Annotated in this window: 13 protein-coding genes; 8 read left to right on the top strand and 5 right to left on the bottom strand. The window is 67.1% G+C overall.

What is annotated here, in order from left to right:
* The first annotated feature begins 30 nt into the window (after positions 1-30).
* From ABT313_RS22880 to ABT313_RS22850, 7 genes are all read left to right on the top strand, one after another.
* Positions 31-1,107, top strand: a complete 1,077-nt coding sequence (locus ABT313_RS22880; protein WP_350857840.1) for a Gfo/Idh/MocA family protein — start codon at positions 31-33, stop codon at positions 1,105-1,107.
* A gap of 74 nt (positions 1,108-1,181) precedes the next feature.
* Positions 1,182-1,664 carry a hypothetical protein gene (locus ABT313_RS22875; protein ID WP_350857176.1) on the top strand — a complete coding sequence of 161 codons (483 nt, stop codon included), beginning with the start codon at positions 1,182-1,184 and terminating at the stop codon, positions 1,662-1,664.
* 577 nt (positions 1,665-2,241) lie between these two features.
* Positions 2,242-3,621: a DUF2252 domain-containing protein gene (locus tag ABT313_RS22870; RefSeq protein ID WP_350857173.1), complete on the top strand. Its 1,380-nt coding sequence runs from the start codon at positions 2,242-2,244 to the stop codon at positions 3,619-3,621.
* 53 nt (positions 3,622-3,674) lie between these two features.
* Complete coding sequence (locus tag ABT313_RS22865) at positions 3,675-4,502, top strand: MIP/aquaporin family protein (RefSeq protein ID WP_350857170.1); 828 nt, start codon at positions 3,675-3,677, stop codon at positions 4,500-4,502.
* A gap of 54 nt (positions 4,503-4,556) precedes the next feature.
* The gene (locus ABT313_RS22860; RefSeq protein WP_350857167.1) at positions 4,557-5,213 is read left to right on the top strand and encodes a hypothetical protein; all 657 of its coding nucleotides are present in this window, start codon (positions 4,557-4,559) and stop codon (positions 5,211-5,213) included.
* A gap of 54 nt (positions 5,214-5,267) precedes the next feature.
* A complete protein-coding gene (locus ABT313_RS22855) occupies positions 5,268-5,879 on the top strand; it encodes a hypothetical protein (protein ID WP_350857164.1) in 612 nt (203 codons plus the stop codon).
* Between the two features lie 84 nt (positions 5,880-5,963).
* Positions 5,964-7,286 (top strand): NAD(P)/FAD-dependent oxidoreductase, encoded by a 1,323-nt coding sequence (locus tag ABT313_RS22850; RefSeq protein ID WP_350857161.1) that lies wholly within the window; start codon positions 5,964-5,966, stop codon positions 7,284-7,286.
* A gap of 6 nt (positions 7,287-7,292) precedes the next feature.
* On the opposite strand, the gene zwf is transcribed toward ABT313_RS22850, so the two are convergent.
* From zwf to ABT313_RS22830, 4 genes are all read right to left on the bottom strand, one after another.
* Positions 7,293-8,696, bottom strand: coding sequence for a glucose-6-phosphate dehydrogenase (gene zwf / locus ABT313_RS22845; RefSeq protein ID WP_350857159.1), 1,404 nt, complete (start codon positions 8,694-8,696; stop codon positions 7,293-7,295).
* Positions 8,697-8,854: 158 nt separating this feature from the next.
* Complete coding sequence (locus tag ABT313_RS22840; RefSeq protein ID WP_350857156.1) at positions 8,855-9,397, bottom strand: hypothetical protein; 543 nt, start codon at positions 9,395-9,397, stop codon at positions 8,855-8,857.
* 162 nt (positions 9,398-9,559) lie between these two features.
* Positions 9,560-11,113, bottom strand: coding sequence for a nucleotidyl transferase AbiEii/AbiGii toxin family protein (locus ABT313_RS22835; protein ID WP_350857152.1), 1,554 nt, complete (start codon positions 11,111-11,113; stop codon positions 9,560-9,562).
* A gap of 36 nt (positions 11,114-11,149) precedes the next feature.
* Positions 11,150-12,058 (bottom strand): alpha/beta fold hydrolase, encoded by a 909-nt coding sequence (locus ABT313_RS22830; protein WP_350857149.1) that lies wholly within the window; start codon positions 12,056-12,058, stop codon positions 11,150-11,152.
* 123 nt (positions 12,059-12,181) lie between these two features.
* Here ABT313_RS22830 and ABT313_RS22825 point away from each other — a divergent pair, with 123 nt between their 5' ends.
* Entirely contained in the window at positions 12,182-13,522 is a 1,341-nt protein-coding gene (locus tag ABT313_RS22825) for an alpha-L-fucosidase (protein WP_350857147.1), read from the top strand.
* Here the strand turns inward: ABT313_RS22825 and ABT313_RS22820 are convergent.
* Entirely contained in the window at positions 13,494-14,261 is a 768-nt protein-coding gene (locus ABT313_RS22820; RefSeq protein WP_350857144.1) for a class I SAM-dependent methyltransferase, read from the bottom strand. The genes ABT313_RS22825 and ABT313_RS22820 overlap by 29 nt on opposite strands.
* Positions 14,262-14,272: the final 11 nt, after the last annotated feature.

Genomic DNA, 14,272 nt, shown 5'->3' with positions numbered 1-14,272 from the left:
GTGCACAGAGTGCGTACACCGCGCACATCGATGGACCGCCGCTCCGGAACTACGTTGTCTTCAAAGAAGGAGGCGCTCATGAACATCGAGTCGCTGAGAACAGCAGTTGTCGGCTGTGGGGGGCACGGAACGAACCTCGCGCAAGCCGTCAGACGGTCGGATCACTTGCAGCTCGTAGCATGTGCGGACATCGACGTCGGCGCCGCGCGCAACGCTGCCGCGCTGACGGATGGTGCGAGCGCGCACGGGTCGGTCGAGGAGTTGCTCGGCATCGCAGACGTCGATGCCGTGCTGATTGCGACGCCGCACGACGCGCTCGCGCCTGCGGCGCTGGCGGCGATCCGCGCCGGCAAGCACGTGATGATCGAGAAGCCGATGGCGCTCAACGAGGAGCAGGCCAAAGAGGTGGAGTTCGCCGCCGCCAGCGCGGGCGTGACCTGCATGGTCGGGTACTCGTTCCGGTACGGGATGGCGGCGTACCTCTCGAAGCTGCTCGGCGAGGGAGCCGTCGGGGACATCCAGGCGATCACAGGTTCCATCGGCACGCCCCCGATGACCGATGACTGGGTTGCACAGGTACGACGTGGTGGCGGTCCGATGTTGTACGTCGGCTGTCACCTCATGGATCTCGCTTTGTGGTTCGTCGGCGAGGAGCCGACCGAGGTGTCGGCAGATGTGTCGTACCGAGGTGGCGATGGGGTCGACGAAAGCTCGGCCGTAACTCTCGGATTCAGCGGCGGTCGGCCGGCGCAGTTCGTGGTCACGCAGCAGGCGTCCGGATTCTTCTACGACCTGCGGATCATCGGCAGCGCAGGCTTCGTCGGACTGTGTGGGCGAACCTTCGGGCAGTTCGAGATCGACGTCCAAAGTGAGGTTCTCGCAGCCTACAAGGAGCCGGCGACCCTTCGCCCGAGGCTGTGGGGTGACCACATCACCACGATGCTGATGCCGGAGCTCGCGGAGTTCGCCGCTGCTGTCGCCGAAGAACGCCCGGCCGCCGTCACGGCAACAGACGGCCGCCGAGTTCTCCGCGTCATCGACGCGGTCGCCCTGAGCGCCCGCACTCGCCAACCAGTGGGTCTGACCCCAACGCTCAGCGCCTACTGACCTTCCGCCCCAATCCATCAACCCTCCAACGCGAGAGGGCTATCCCCGCACGACCTCACGAGAGGAACTTCGTCATGACCTTCAACCGCAAGCTCGCAACCATGACGCTCGCAGCAGCCTTCCTGACTGCCGGTTCGGTGAGCGCCGCGTCGGCAGCAACCACTGCAGCAGTCCCGGGCGACGTCTACACCGCATCGGGCTACGCGTCCCTGGACGGCACGAATTACAAGGTCGTCGCATCCCTGACGCTTCCGGCCGGCAAGTACCTCATCAACGGTGTCGGCAACAGCCTGAACCAACAGGCCGCGTCGGCGGTGGTCAGCTGCAACATGTACGACGATCACAACATGTACCTGACCAGCGGCACCGCGACGCTGCCGGCACCGTCTCTGATCGGAACGTCATCCTACGCATCAACCCCGTTCCTGACGACCGCCAACCTGGCGGCGGGCGGACGCGTCCGAGTCGAGTGCATCGTCGGCAACGCGGTGTCCGGAATCCAGGAGAACCTTCGGCTCACCGCCCTGACAGTCGGCGATATCAACTCCGTGCAATAAGCGTTGGCCTGCCACATCATCGGTCAGACTTGGCCAGGCAATCCACGGGGCACCGCTGTCTGGGCGCTCAACGATTTGACTGCCCGGCAGTGATCCTCGGTCAGTACCTCGCGCAGCCGCTCAAGCGCGAGGCGCGCCGACTCGAGACCCGGCTCGCGGGCCCACGCATGGTCGGCCCCTTGGGTTGCCGCGGCGGCCATGCCCCAAGCCCACGAACCCGCAGTAGCTCGCGAAAGGTCGAACGGGGTCACGAGTTGGCGGGCTCGGAGCGGTCGCTGACTATCTCCCGGTGGTTGTGCCCGCCGTGTCGGCCACCACCTCGTCGTACACCACTCTGCTCGACGCAACTCCAGGTTCGGTGTCTCGTCACCCCGTAGGGGTGATGCCGGGGGGTGGGTCTCGGTATCAGTGTGGGGGGCGTGCGTCCGTCGCGAGCCGCTGGGTCTGGTTCGGTTCTTGTTGATGGGGCGGGCGGCAGGGGGGATCTATGGCTGTGAAGGCTGGGGGTGGGGGAGTGGCGAGGCCGGCGGCGCGGGCGTTTCGGGGGGATTCGGAGCGGGCTGGGACGCTTGGGCGGTTGAGTCGGGCGGATCGGGTTGCGCTGGGGACGGATGCGCGGAGCGTTACGCCGCGGGAGGCGCATGCGGAGTTTCGGCCGGGTGGGGCGCGGGATCCTGTGGGGCTGCTGCTGGAGCAGTCGGAGTCGCGGGTGCCGGCGCTGGTGCCGATTCGGCATGGGCGGATGCTGGTGTCGGCGTTCACGTTCTATCGGGGGGCTGCGCTGCCGATGGCGGCCGACCTGGCCACGACGCCCACGTCGGGGCTGCATGTGCAGCTGTGCGGAGATGCGCACCTGTCCAATTTCGGCGCGTACGCCTCACCGGAGCGAGAGCTGGTCTTCGACGTCAACGACTTCGACGAGACGCTGCCCGGACCGTTCGAATGGGATGTCAAGCGCCTGGCGGCGAGCCTCGCAGTGGCGGGACGGGAGAACGGATTCGGAGGCAAGCGCCGCCGAAAGATCGTCCTCGCAGCGGTGAAGGCGTACCGGAAGGCGATGCGCGGGTTCGCGGAGCAGACGTTCCTGGATGTCTGGTACGCGCACCTGGACATCGAGGAGGCCATCGGGCAGTTCCGGTCCCAGATGAAGGCCAAGGGGTTCAAGGCCACGGAGAAGATGCTGGCCAAGGCCCACACCCACGACAGCACCCAGGCGCTGCGCAAGCTGACCACAGTGGTCGAGGGTCGCCGGCAGATCATCAGTAACCCGCCGATGGTCGTCCCTGTCGAGGAGGTCTTCGCCGACGAGCAGGCCAGCGCGGTGTATGAGCAGATCCGCACCGTGCTGGGCAAATACCGGCGGACGCTGGAGTCCGATCGGCGACGCATGCTCGAGGAGTTCACGCTGGTCCAGGCGGCCCGGAAGGTCGTTGGTGTGGGCAGCGTCGGCACCCGCGCCTGGATCGTGCTGATGGACAGCGGAGACGGCGTCGAACCGGTGTTCCTGCAGGCCAAAGAGGCGCAGACGTCGGTCCTGGCGCAGTACTGCGGGCGGACCCGGTACGCCAACCAGGGCGAGCGCGTGGTCGCCGGACAGCGCCTGATGCAGGCCGAGAGCGACATCTTCCTCGGCTGGACCCATACGCCGGGCCCGGACGGGGTGGACCGCGACTATTACGTTCGCCAACTGAAGGACTGGAAGTTCTCCTTCCCGATCGAGCAGGTGCGTCCCTCGGGCATGGCGGTCTATGCCCGCGTGTGCGGTTGGACCCTGGCCCGCGCTCACGCTCGTTCCGGCGACCGCGTCGCCCTGGCCGCCTACCTCGGCGGCTCGGACGCTTTCGACCAGGCGATCGCCGACTTCGCCGAAACCTACGCCGACCAGAACGAACGCGACTATGTCGCGTTCCAGAGCGCCGTCGACGACGGCAGAGCCGAAGCGACCACCGACATCTGAAACCGAACCTGGATGGTCGCGCCCCGACGGCCGACAAGGAAGGGACGAATGCCATGGCAGAACCCGCCATCGATCCCGATGCTGAACACAGGGCGGCACTCGGCCGCAGGTACTTCGTCCGGTTCGCGGAAGACACCTTGCGGCAACGGCCGTTGTGGATCCGGCTGATCATCGAGTTCCTGGGCACCTTCGTCCTGGTGACCGTGGCAGCCGGTTCGGGGGTGATCAACCATTACGTGGGCAACGAACCGATCAGCAGGACCGCGGCGGTGATCGCGCCCGGCGCGGTTGTGATGGCAATGATCTACGCCTGGGGCCCGCTGTCGGGACTCCATATCAACCCCGCTGTGACCTTCGCCTTCGCCGTCCGGGGAGTGTTTCCCGCCAAATGGGTGCTGCCGTACTGGGCGGTCCAATTCGCCGGGACCCTCTGTGCGGCTGGGTTCCTGCAGTTGATGTTCGGCCACGTCAGCTCGGGCGGGAACTACCCGATCAACACTCCCGGCGGGGAGTGGAAGTCGCTGGTGATGGAAACCGTGCTGACCGCGATCTTGGCCAGCGTCATCCTCAACACGGCGACCGGCGGCCGGAGCATCGGCCACAACGCGGCCATCGCGGTTGGCTCGACGGTCGCGCTGCTCGGCCTGTTCGCCAGCCCGATCAGCGGCGCGTCCATGAACCCGGCCCGCACCCTCGGGCCCGACATCGTCGGCAACGACTACACGGGGTGGTGGATCTATGTCGCCGGCCCGCTGCTCGGGGCCGCGATCGCCGTGGCGATCATCGGAACCGTGCGCGGACTGCCCGACAAGGACGAGCTCGAGGCTGCCGAGGGCGGTGCCCTGCCGATGACTGCCACCCCTACCCGCGACAGCGACTGACCAGACAGGCCCACAGACATGGTGGCGTCCGGTCGGCGTCAGGAGCGTGTGGCGATGACGGTTGAACTGCCTCAGGGCCGGCCCGGCGAGGAAGCCCGCAGCCTGGAGGTGCGCTGGATCTTCCCGGGTCAGCTGGAGACCGCGGTGACCGGGTGGTTCGGGCGGTTCCCGATCGAGACGGAGTCACGCGAGGACTGGTACCTGCTGGATCCGCGGTTGCCGGGGCTTTCCGTGAAGATCCGCGGGGGCAGGGCGCTGGAGGTCAAGACGTACTACGGGAGCCCGGGGAACCTGGAGGTGGCGGGCCGCGCCCGCGGACGCCTGGAGTCCTGGCAGAAGTGGTCCTTTCCCTTCAGCCTGCCCGGCGACGACAGGGGCTGTCCGGCCGGCTGGCAGCCGGTACACAAGTGGCGACGTACCAGCCGTTTCTCACTGGCCGGAGGACAGATCGTGGCGCGCGCCTCGGAGCCTGGTCAGGGGCCGCAGTGCGACGTGGAACTCACCGAGGTCAGCACCATCGGCCAGGATTGGTGGACCCTCGGGTTCGAGGCGAGCGGTCCTGCCGATCTCCTTCGAAGCACCCTCGAGGCCACCGCCCGGCTGGTGTTCGACCGCCACCCGCCCGGCGCTGCCGAACCTGGTCCCGACCAATCCATGTCCTACCAGCAGTGGCTGACCCAGCGCCCCGACCCCAAGACCGAAGCCTGCTGACAGCAAGTGTCCACGTCGGAGCGGTCGGTTCGGGGTGAGGCTCGGTGGCCGAGTGTGACCGCCGTACTCGTGGGCATCTTGTTGACACTCGCGCGGCCGAAGGAGATGCGGCTGGCGCCGGTGTGGGTGCTGCCGGCGGTCGAGATCGTGCTGCTGGCGGTGCTGATCGCACGGGATCCGGGCCGGATCGACAAGCGGTCGTCGTTCCTTCGCGGTGTGTCGATCGTGGTCGTTGCCTTGCTGGTGCTCGACGCGATGGTGGCGACGGTGCGACTCATCGCGGTGCTGATCCGCGGCGGATCGATGACGAACTCGCCCGAGGCACTACTCGCGGCCGGCGGAGTGGTGTGGTTGTCGAACCTGATCGTGTTCGCCTTGCTGTACTGGGAACTGGACGCCGGCGGCGCTGCCAGCCGCGCCCACCGGATGCCGCGGTACCTCGACCTCGCGTTCACGCAGCAGCTCAGCCCGGAGGTCGCGCGACCAGGTTGGCGGCCCGGATTCGGCGACTACCTGTACCTGGCGATGACGACGTCCACCGCGTTCAGCCCGACCGACGTGATGCCCCTCGCCCTGTGGGCCAAGATGGCCATGGGTCTCCAGTCGATGATCTCGCTGGCAGTCGTCGGCCTCGTCGTAGCCCGCGCGGTCAACGTGTTCACCTGAAGCGTTGGTGACCCCAATCATCACTGGCGGATGATTCATCGTTCTGCTCACGAACGGATCGTGGAGGAGGGAGGAGTTGTCACTGTGACCGCGCAGACGGACGAGAGCCCGCACGTCGTCGTACTCGGCGGCGGGCTGGCCGGGGTCGGGTGCGCGCACCGCCTCGGCGACGAGGGGGTCCGGGTCACACTGGTCGACCGCAACGACTATCACCAGTTCCAGCCGTTGCTCTACCAGGTCGCTACGTCGCAACTGCCGGCCGAGGACATCGCCAGGCCGCACCGGACCATTTTCCGCGAGCACCCGACGGTCGAGATCCGAACCGCGGACGTCGCGAAGATCGACGTCGCGAACCGCACTCTGACGCTGTCCGGCGGCGATCGGATCACCGGCACGCACCTGGTCATCGCGGCCGGCGCCCGACCCGAGTACTTCGGGGTGCCGGGCGCGGCCGAGCACGCCTTCCCGCTCTACTCGGTCGCCGACGCAGAGCGGTTGCGGCGGCACCTGCAGTCGACGATCCACACCGGTTCGGAATCAGCGGGGGCCCTCGATGTCGTGGTGGTCGGCGGCGGCCCGACCGGCGTCGAGATCACCGGAGCACTGACCGAACTGATGGCCGCGCTGGTTGCCACGGAACGGATCGCGAAGCCAGGGACGATCACCGTGGTCGACCGCGGCAAGACGCTACTCGGTGCGTTCTCCAAGAAGTCGCACAAGTACGCGCGCAAGCGGCTCACCGAACACGGTGCCGACCCGCGACTGGGGGCGGGAGTCGCCGCGGTGCACGCGGACCGGGTCGAGTTCGACGACGGGTCCACGATCAGCACCCGGACCGTCATCTGGGGCGGCGGTGAGTCGGCCGCGTCGGTGGTGGGCACCGCGACCGGGTTGACCACGGGACGTGGCGGGCGGATCGACGTACGGCGGGATCTCGGTGTGGACGGGCATCCGCACGTCTATGCGATCGGCGACGTCGCGAACATCCCGGCCAAGGACGGCTCGATCCTGCCGCAGCTGGGATCGGTGGCGCAGCAGTCCGGCGGGTGGGCCGCCGACAACATCCTGCGTGAGGTGCACGGGGACAAACCCAAACCGTTCCACTACAAGGACAAGGGCATCATGGCGATGATCGGCCGGAACGCGGCCGTCGCCGAGGTCGGCCGGCACCGGCACCAGGTGGAGGGCCCGGTCGCGTTCGCGGCCTGGCTCGGCGTACACGCGATGCTGCTGAGCGGTGCGCACAGCAAGACCGACGCCTTCGTATCCTGGGCCTGGGACTACTTCGACCGCGACCACGCTGCGACCGTCGAATGGTCCGGCACACCGCGGCGGATCGCCTGGGGTGACGAGTCCGCCGACATCCCGCACATCATCCTGGATCCGGAGCCGGCCTCGCGGAGCTGAACTTGCTCAGTGTCCGATCCAGGGCATCCGCCAGCCGCCCAACCCAGCCGGCACCCGATCGGCGGCGGCCGGGCCCCAGGTCCCCGGTTCGTAGGTGTGGATCGGCGTCGATGCGTCGAGCAACGGCTGCATCACCCGCCACGTCTCCTCGACTGCGTCCTGCCGCGTGAACCGGGTACTCTGGCCGGTCATCGCCGCATGCAGCAGAACCTCGTACGGCGTGGGGCCCTCGCCACCCTCTTCGCCGAACTCCATGTCGAGCTCGATCGGCATGATCCGGGCCGCGTCGGCACGATGCGCGTCCACCTGGATCCTGACTCCGGTGGACGGGTCGAGCCTGATCACCAACTGGTTCGGCTCGGCGATGTGGCCGCTGGGCCCGAAGCCCAGCCGTGGTGGCCGTTTGAACACCAGGCGCAGTTCGGTCTGCGTCACCGGCAGCCGTTTGCCGGTCCGGATGAAGAACGGCACACCGGCCCACCGCCAGTTCTCGATGTCGAGGCGGAGGGCGGCGTACGTCTCGGTGGTCGAGTTCTTCGCGACCCCGTCGATGCCGAGGTAGCCGTCGTACTGGCCACGGACGTAGTGCGCGGGATCGGCATCCTCCACGGCACGGAACAGCGCGGTGGTCGAATCCTTGAGGGTGGTGGGATCGCCGCGCGACGGCGGCTCCATCGCGGCAGCCGCGACGACCTGCATCAAATGGTTGACGACCACGTCGCGCAGCGCGCCGACCGGATCGTAGAAATGGCCGCGGTCCTCGACGCCGAAGTCCTCGGCCATCGTGATCTGGACACACTGGAGGTAGTTGCGGCTCCACAGCGGTTCGAGGACGGCGTTCGCGAACCGCAGGTACAAGATCTCCTCCAGCCCCATCTTCCCCAGGTAGTGGTCGATCCGGTAAAGCTGCGACTCGTCGATGTACTGGTGCAACTGATCGGCCAGGTCCCGGGCGGAACGCCGATCGTGGCCGAACGGCTTCTCGACGACGACCCGGGCACGGGTGGTCAGCCCGGCATCGGCCAGGCCCTGAACCACCCGGCCGAACAGGAACGGCGGGATCTCCAGGTAGAACACCGGTGTCTCGGCGCCCTTGATCGCATCGCCGACGCGTTCGTAGACGGAAGCGTCGGCCAAGTCGCCGCTGACGTACGACAGCCGGGCCGTGAGGTTGTCGAAGACGGCCTTGTCGATGGTGATCCCCGTGCCCTCGATCGACGTCCTGGCGCGCTCGATGAGCTGGTCGAGGGTCCAGTCGTCCGCAGCCACCCCGACGATCGGGCAGCTGAGCAGACCGCGCGCCTCCAGCCGGTAGAGCGAGCGGAACGTCATCACCTTGGCCAGGTCGCCGGTGATGCCGAAGATGACCAGTACGTCCGCGGTCCGCGGGTCCGTTGCCGCCGATGTCATACCTGTGCTGCCTCCGCGTCAGACCGGCCAGTCTTTCCCTGACGATCAGGTCTTACCGACGGCGGTCGACGCGTCGCGCCGTACGGCGGGCTGTCCTTCGCGCCACCCTGCGAGAGCCGAACATGTTCACCTCCACTGTCGTGTTCCGTCGGCCGGCGTCACTGCGTCCCGGCGGCCGACTCCATCTCGTGCAGTTCTTTGGCCTCGCCGAGGTCGAGCAGACCGATGCCGACCAGGTCGATCGGGCTGATGAATCCGTCGGACAGCCGGAACCCACCGGCCCGGGCCACCGCGTCGCGCAGCGGGACCGCCCAGTGGTGCTCGATCAGCAGCAGCGCCGCGGCCGAGTCGTTCGGGATGTCCTCGAGAACGTCCCAGGCCTCCTCGTCGTCGAAGAACTCCAACCCCTCGGCGGCCGCCGCGGCACCAGCCTCGGCCCCCTTCTCCATGCCTTCCTCACCTTCGATGCCGAGGCCGATCAGGGCGCCGATCTTGGTGCCCAGCTCGACGGCTTCGTCCAGCGTGAGGTTGCTGAGGTGGGCGACCTCGATCTCGCCTTCGGCGTCCTTGTGGACGGCGAGCGCGTCGATCACCCGGACGGAATCGCTCTCGCGCAGCCGCTCGAGCTCCTCGATGATCTCGCCATGGAAGTTCGGGTGGTTGAACCCGAGCACTACCAACTGCACCGGTCCGATGGCCATGCCGATTTTCCCTTCGGTGCGGGCGACGGCACTCACCCCGCCGCCGAACCATCCTCATCACGGTCCCAACCGGCAGCATCACCCCCGGCGGATGATTCAGCGTGGGGTGACGATCTGTACCGCTAGTTTGCTCTTACGCGTCTGGTGTCAGTCCGGTCCTGTTCAGGTCCCGTGGAAGGAACGCTCCAACGCCAGAGCGAGCCGCTGCTTCCAGGCCTCGGCGGTACCTTCGATCCAGGGATACTCGTCCAAGAAGTTTCGCCAGTCGACATCCCAGGCGAGCACCGACGCTGGATCGAAGTCCGAGGATTTCAATTCCGGGCCTAGCACCTGCCGGATGAGGGCCCGGGAGACATCGGTCCGCTCGGCCAGCAGCACGGCGTCGTACAGGTCTTTACCCTGCGGGTAGCCGTCCGTCACCAGCCACAGGATCTTCCAGGCGAGGGAGAGCTCGGGGCCGGCCGTCAGCAGCCACGCGTCGCCGATCGGCAGCCGCTCGGGTTCCATCGGAAGTCTCTCGTTGTAGACGAAGTCGAGCTGGACGGAACCGGTCAGCCCCTCATGCTCGTACGGGAAGACCAACCGCCGGCCCGGGACACGCTCGTAGGTCCAGATCTCGTCCCGGGCCACCTCTGCGGCGCGTAGCCCTGGGCCCGGTTCCGCGGCGACGGCGGCGATCACGTCGTCCAGCAGCCTGAGCCCCTCCACGCTGTCGAAGTCGATGGTGTGGGGGAACACGATGAAGTCGAGGTCACCCGGCTCCCGCGCCTGGTCCCCGAACCACTCGCGCAGGGTGACGCTGCCGCGCAGTACGAGCTTGTCGGCCCAGTCGGACGCCGCGATCAGCCGCAGCAGGTGGTCGATCGCCGCCCGCCGCGTCGCCCGCCACCGTGTGGTCAACTCCGGGTCGTCAAAAGTCGGCTGACCGGCTCGATACGCCTTCGCGTGGTGCTTCAGAGCAGGGTCGAAGGTCGCCCGTTGGCTGACAGACGGATCGTCGGGCAACGGCTTGTACGTCGACGGGTAGCCGGCGCTACCCAACGGCGCCGTCCGGGCCGTCTCCTCGTATGCCGAAACCTGTGGCTCGTAGTGCTCGAGCCAGCCATGGTCGAGTTGGAGGTTGCTGTCGTAAGCGACGTATTCCTCCTCGACCTCCAGGATCTCGTACCCGCCCTCGCGCAGCGCGATCACCATCGCTTCGAGCCGCGCCGTCGACGTCGTCCGGCCGACGTGGTGGCACCGCTGGGTGGCGAACCGCTCGTGCCTACCGTCGTCGCGGTGACGCCGGGCGTTCCTCGACAGGCGAGCCTGATGCGGTTCAAGCAGGGAACCAAGCGCGATGAGCGTCCCGGCTGCCGCGTCCGGGAGCAGCAACTTCACGTGATGCTCGAAGTACCGCCCGTCCACCGCGTCGACGTCTTCCACCGGCACTCCCTGGTTCCAGGGCGCGGCCTCGATCTTGATCCGGACCGGGCTGTGGAAACGGTTCTCCTCCTGAACCTTCGCCGTCCACTCGCGACCGAGCCGCTCCATCTGCTCCAGCGTGCCGCTGGCCCGCACAGTCACCATCGGCTGCAGCGGCTGTGCACCACGGTCCAGCACGATGTCGCTGAACTTGAGCCCATGCCGCTCGGCAAACGACGCCGCGCCCCTGAAGAAGGTTTCGAAGGTCAGGTGAACCTCGAAGTCGCCACTGATCGCCTGCACCAGACTCATTCTGTCAGCGAACCGGGCAACCTACAGAGACGGCCGCTACGCCGGTGTGGCGACGTCTATGACTGCCTGGGCGAATGTTGTCGGATCCTCTTGCGGGGGATTGTGTCCGATGCCTGGCAGCTCGCGACGGTCGAAGCCGCCGGTGAACAGCGGCTCGTCGGCACGGGAGTCGTCGGCGCCGAGGCCGTCTGCGAGGGCGTCGAGTGAGATGGTCGGCACGGTGATGGCCGGCGTGGTTGCCAGGATGTTCTCGAGGTCGTCGTACCGCGGGTCGCCGGGGGCCGCACGGCGGCGGTGCTGGTAGGAGTGGATGACGGTGGCAACGAAGTCGGGATTGTGCAGGCTCGGAGCGCTGGCCGCGAAGGCGGCGGCACAGCCCGTCCACAGCGGCGACCATTGCTGCCATAACAATCCACACAGCTCGTCGGTGTAGAGCTCCAGCCCGGCGCGACCGCGTTCGGTGAGGAAGTAGTGGGTGTACCAGGCCGCGCTCTCAGCTTCCGGAGGTTGGGGTTCGTCGGACCTGGCGATGTTCTGGATGTTGTAGCCGCCGACCGTCACCAGGCCGATGACCCGCGCGGGTGCCACCGCTGCTGCGATGCAGGCTGCCCGGCCGCCCCAGTCGAATCCTCCGACGACGGCGCGTTCGACTTCGAGGGCATCGAGCAGCTCGAGGAGGTCGCGGCCGAGTGCCCCCTGCTGTCCCGAGCGCATGATGTCAGGGCTGCGGTACCGGGTTGGCCCGAAGCCCCGGAGGTAGGGCGCCACGACCCGCATCCCTGCTCCGGCGAGAACCGAAGCCACTTGGTCGTAGCAGCGCGCGTCGTACGGAAAGCCGTGAAGGAGTACGGCGGTTGGGCCGTTCGGCGGCCCTGCGGCGTCGTACGCGATATCGAGCGACGGCGTCGAGACGACATGCGATTCATACAGACCACGAGCGTCCATCAAGTTTCTCCCAGTTGCTCTACGTACCTCGCATGCTGGCAGATGTTGTCCGCGCTCTGTTGACCGCCCGTATGCTGGTTCGCCGGTGTTTCGCTGTTCGGGTTGAGGAAGGGCTGCTGTCTGATGCGGATCAAGGTCGAGGCGTCTGATGGGGTGGATGAGGTTCGGCGGAAGGCGTCGGGGGTTCGGCCCGAGGTGAGGCAGATCGCCTGGCAGGGGCAGGAGTTGACGGCGTTTGTGCATTTTGGGCCGAATACGTTTACGGATCTGGAGTGGGGGACCGGGGTTGATGATCCGGGGGTGTTTGCGCCGGATCAGTTGGATTGTTCGCAGTGGGTGGAGGTGTTGGGGGCCGCGGGGTTCAAGAGTGTGATACTGACGGCTAAGCATCACGACGGGTTTTGTCTGTGGCCCAGTCGGTTTGTGGAGCATACGGTTGCCGCTAGCCCCTATCGGGGTGATGTTGTGGCCGAGTTGTCGGCGGCGTGTGCGGCTGCGGGGCTTGGGTTCGGGGTGTATTTGTCGCCGGCGGATCTCTATCAGGAGAAGGCGGACGGCGGGTACTACGGGAACGGCAGTCCGGCGGTGCCGTCGACGATCGGGCCGTTCAGTTATGACGTGGATGACTACAACCGCTATTACCTCAACCAGTTGTACGAGTTGTTGACGCAGTACGGGCCGATTGCCGAAGTCTGGTTGGACGGGGCTAATCCGACTAGCAGCGCGCAGACGTATGACTACGAGGCTTGGTTTGATCTGATTCGGCGGTTGGCTCCGGACGCGACCATTGCGATCGGCGGGCCGGATGTGCGGTGGGTCGGGAACGAGGACGGGTTCGCGCGCGAGACCGAGTGGAGCGTCATACCGTTCGCCAACGGTCGGATGGTTGCTGCTGAGACGGACGTGGATGTCGCCGGGCCTGAGCAGTTGCGGAAGGCCGATGAGCTCCGGTGGTATCCGGCCGAGGTTGACGTGTCGATCCGGCCGGGGTGGTTCTACCACGCGGCTGAGGATGCAGCGGTGAAGTCGGTTGCAGAGCTGCTCGACATCTATCGCAGGTCGGTCGGGCGGAACGCCGTACTGCTGCTGAATGTCCCGCCGGACCGCCGCGGCCTGTTCGCGGCGCCGGACGTCGAGCGGCTGACGGAGTTCGGCCACGCGGTGCGCGAGTACTACGCCACCGATTTGGTGCTGCCGGCAACCATCAACGTGATCGACGTCCGCGAGAACATCGAGAACGGGCAACAGGTCGAGTCGTTCGCCGTAGACGCACTCATCGACGGCTCGTGGACCCAGGTCGCGGAAGGTACGACGGTCGGCCATCGCCGGCTGCTTCCGCTGCAAGAGCCGATCACGCCGACCGACGTACGAGTCCGGGTCCTAGCGGCACGGGCCGACGTGAGCGTCGAGCTGGCCGTCCACTACGACCCAACAATCACCGGCGACGGGCCAGATGGGCCGTGACTTCGGCGTTGATCTCAACGGTTTCGGGCAGTACTTCGAGCGTCCGCCGGAAGACCTCGTCGCGATCGTCAGGCGCGAGCATCACGTACGCCGAGACCGTCGACAGGTGCCCGACGTAGTCGCGGGCGCTCATCGTCAGCCGGCGTTCGATCGTCGCCTGCTGGACATCGGTGAACCACTCCGACTCCAGCAGCTCCGTGCCGGGCCACTGCATCGGGCGATCCTCAGGTGTGCCGTCCGGTGACGGGACGCCGTCGTACCCCAGCCACGGCGCACGTGCCGCTCGCGCGGCCGCGTCAAGTCCCGGGTCGGCCAGCCCGATCGGTACGCCGAACGAGGCGAACACACCACCCGGCCGGACCAGCGCTGCCATCCGCTCCCACCGACCATCGGGGTTGGTCCAATGCAGCGCAGCAGCCGAATACACCAGGTCGTACGACGAATCCAACGGCAGGTCCTCAAAGGCGCCCTGCACAGTCGTGACGCTGCTAGGCAGATGCTTCCGTAGCTCCGAAAGCATCGCCGCATCAGGCTCGGTCGCCGTCACCGCGATCCCGCCCTCGACGAACAGCCGCGTCGCCTTACCCGTCCCCGCCCCGATCTCGAGCGCGGTCCGAATCGGCTCACCGGCGTACGCCGTCACCAACTCAAGAAGCTCCGTCGGATACCCAGGCCGAAACCGCTCGTAAGCCTCCGCCACAGCCCCGAAACTCAACCCACGCACAACCATGCCCGGCATCCTGGCACCTT

The sequence above is a fragment of the Kribbella sp. NPDC000426 genome (genome assembly GCF_040300265.1).
In the GTDB taxonomy this organism is placed as follows: domain Bacteria; phylum Actinomycetota; class Actinomycetes; order Propionibacteriales; family Kribbellaceae; genus Kribbella.
The sequence above is the reverse complement of the archived record's forward strand: the minus strand, read 5'-3'. Positions and strand labels throughout refer to the sequence as shown.

Excerpts from the sequence above, each read along its gene's own strand:
- ABT313_RS22880 (WP_350857840.1), top strand. The coding sequence starts at position 31 with ATGGACCGCCGCTCCGGAACTACGTTGTCTTCAAAGAAGGAGGCGCTC.
- ABT313_RS22875 (WP_350857176.1), top strand. The coding sequence starts at position 1,182 with ATGACCTTCAACCGCAAGCTCGCAACCATGACGCTCGCAGCAGCCTTC.
- ABT313_RS22865 (WP_350857170.1), top strand. The coding sequence starts at position 3,675 with ATGGCAGAACCCGCCATCGATCCCGATGCTGAACACAGGGCGGCACTC.
- ABT313_RS22860 (WP_350857167.1), top strand. The coding sequence starts at position 4,557 with ATGACGGTTGAACTGCCTCAGGGCCGGCCCGGCGAGGAAGCCCGCAGC.
- zwf (WP_350857159.1), bottom strand. The coding sequence starts at position 8,696 with ATGACATCGGCGGCAACGGACCCGCGGACCGCGGACGTACTGGTCATC.
- ABT313_RS22840 (WP_350857156.1), bottom strand. The coding sequence starts at position 9,397 with ATGGCCATCGGACCGGTGCAGTTGGTAGTGCTCGGGTTCAACCACCCG.
- ABT313_RS22835 (WP_350857152.1), bottom strand. The coding sequence starts at position 11,113 with ATGAGTCTGGTGCAGGCGATCAGTGGCGACTTCGAGGTTCACCTGACC.
- ABT313_RS22830 (WP_350857149.1), bottom strand. The coding sequence starts at position 12,058 with ATGGACGCTCGTGGTCTGTATGAATCGCATGTCGTCTCGACGCCGTCG.
- ABT313_RS22825 (WP_350857147.1), top strand. The coding sequence starts at position 12,182 with ATGCGGATCAAGGTCGAGGCGTCTGATGGGGTGGATGAGGTTCGGCGG.
- ABT313_RS22820 (WP_350857144.1), bottom strand. The coding sequence starts at position 14,261 with ATGCCGGGCATGGTTGTGCGTGGGTTGAGTTTCGGGGCTGTGGCGGAG.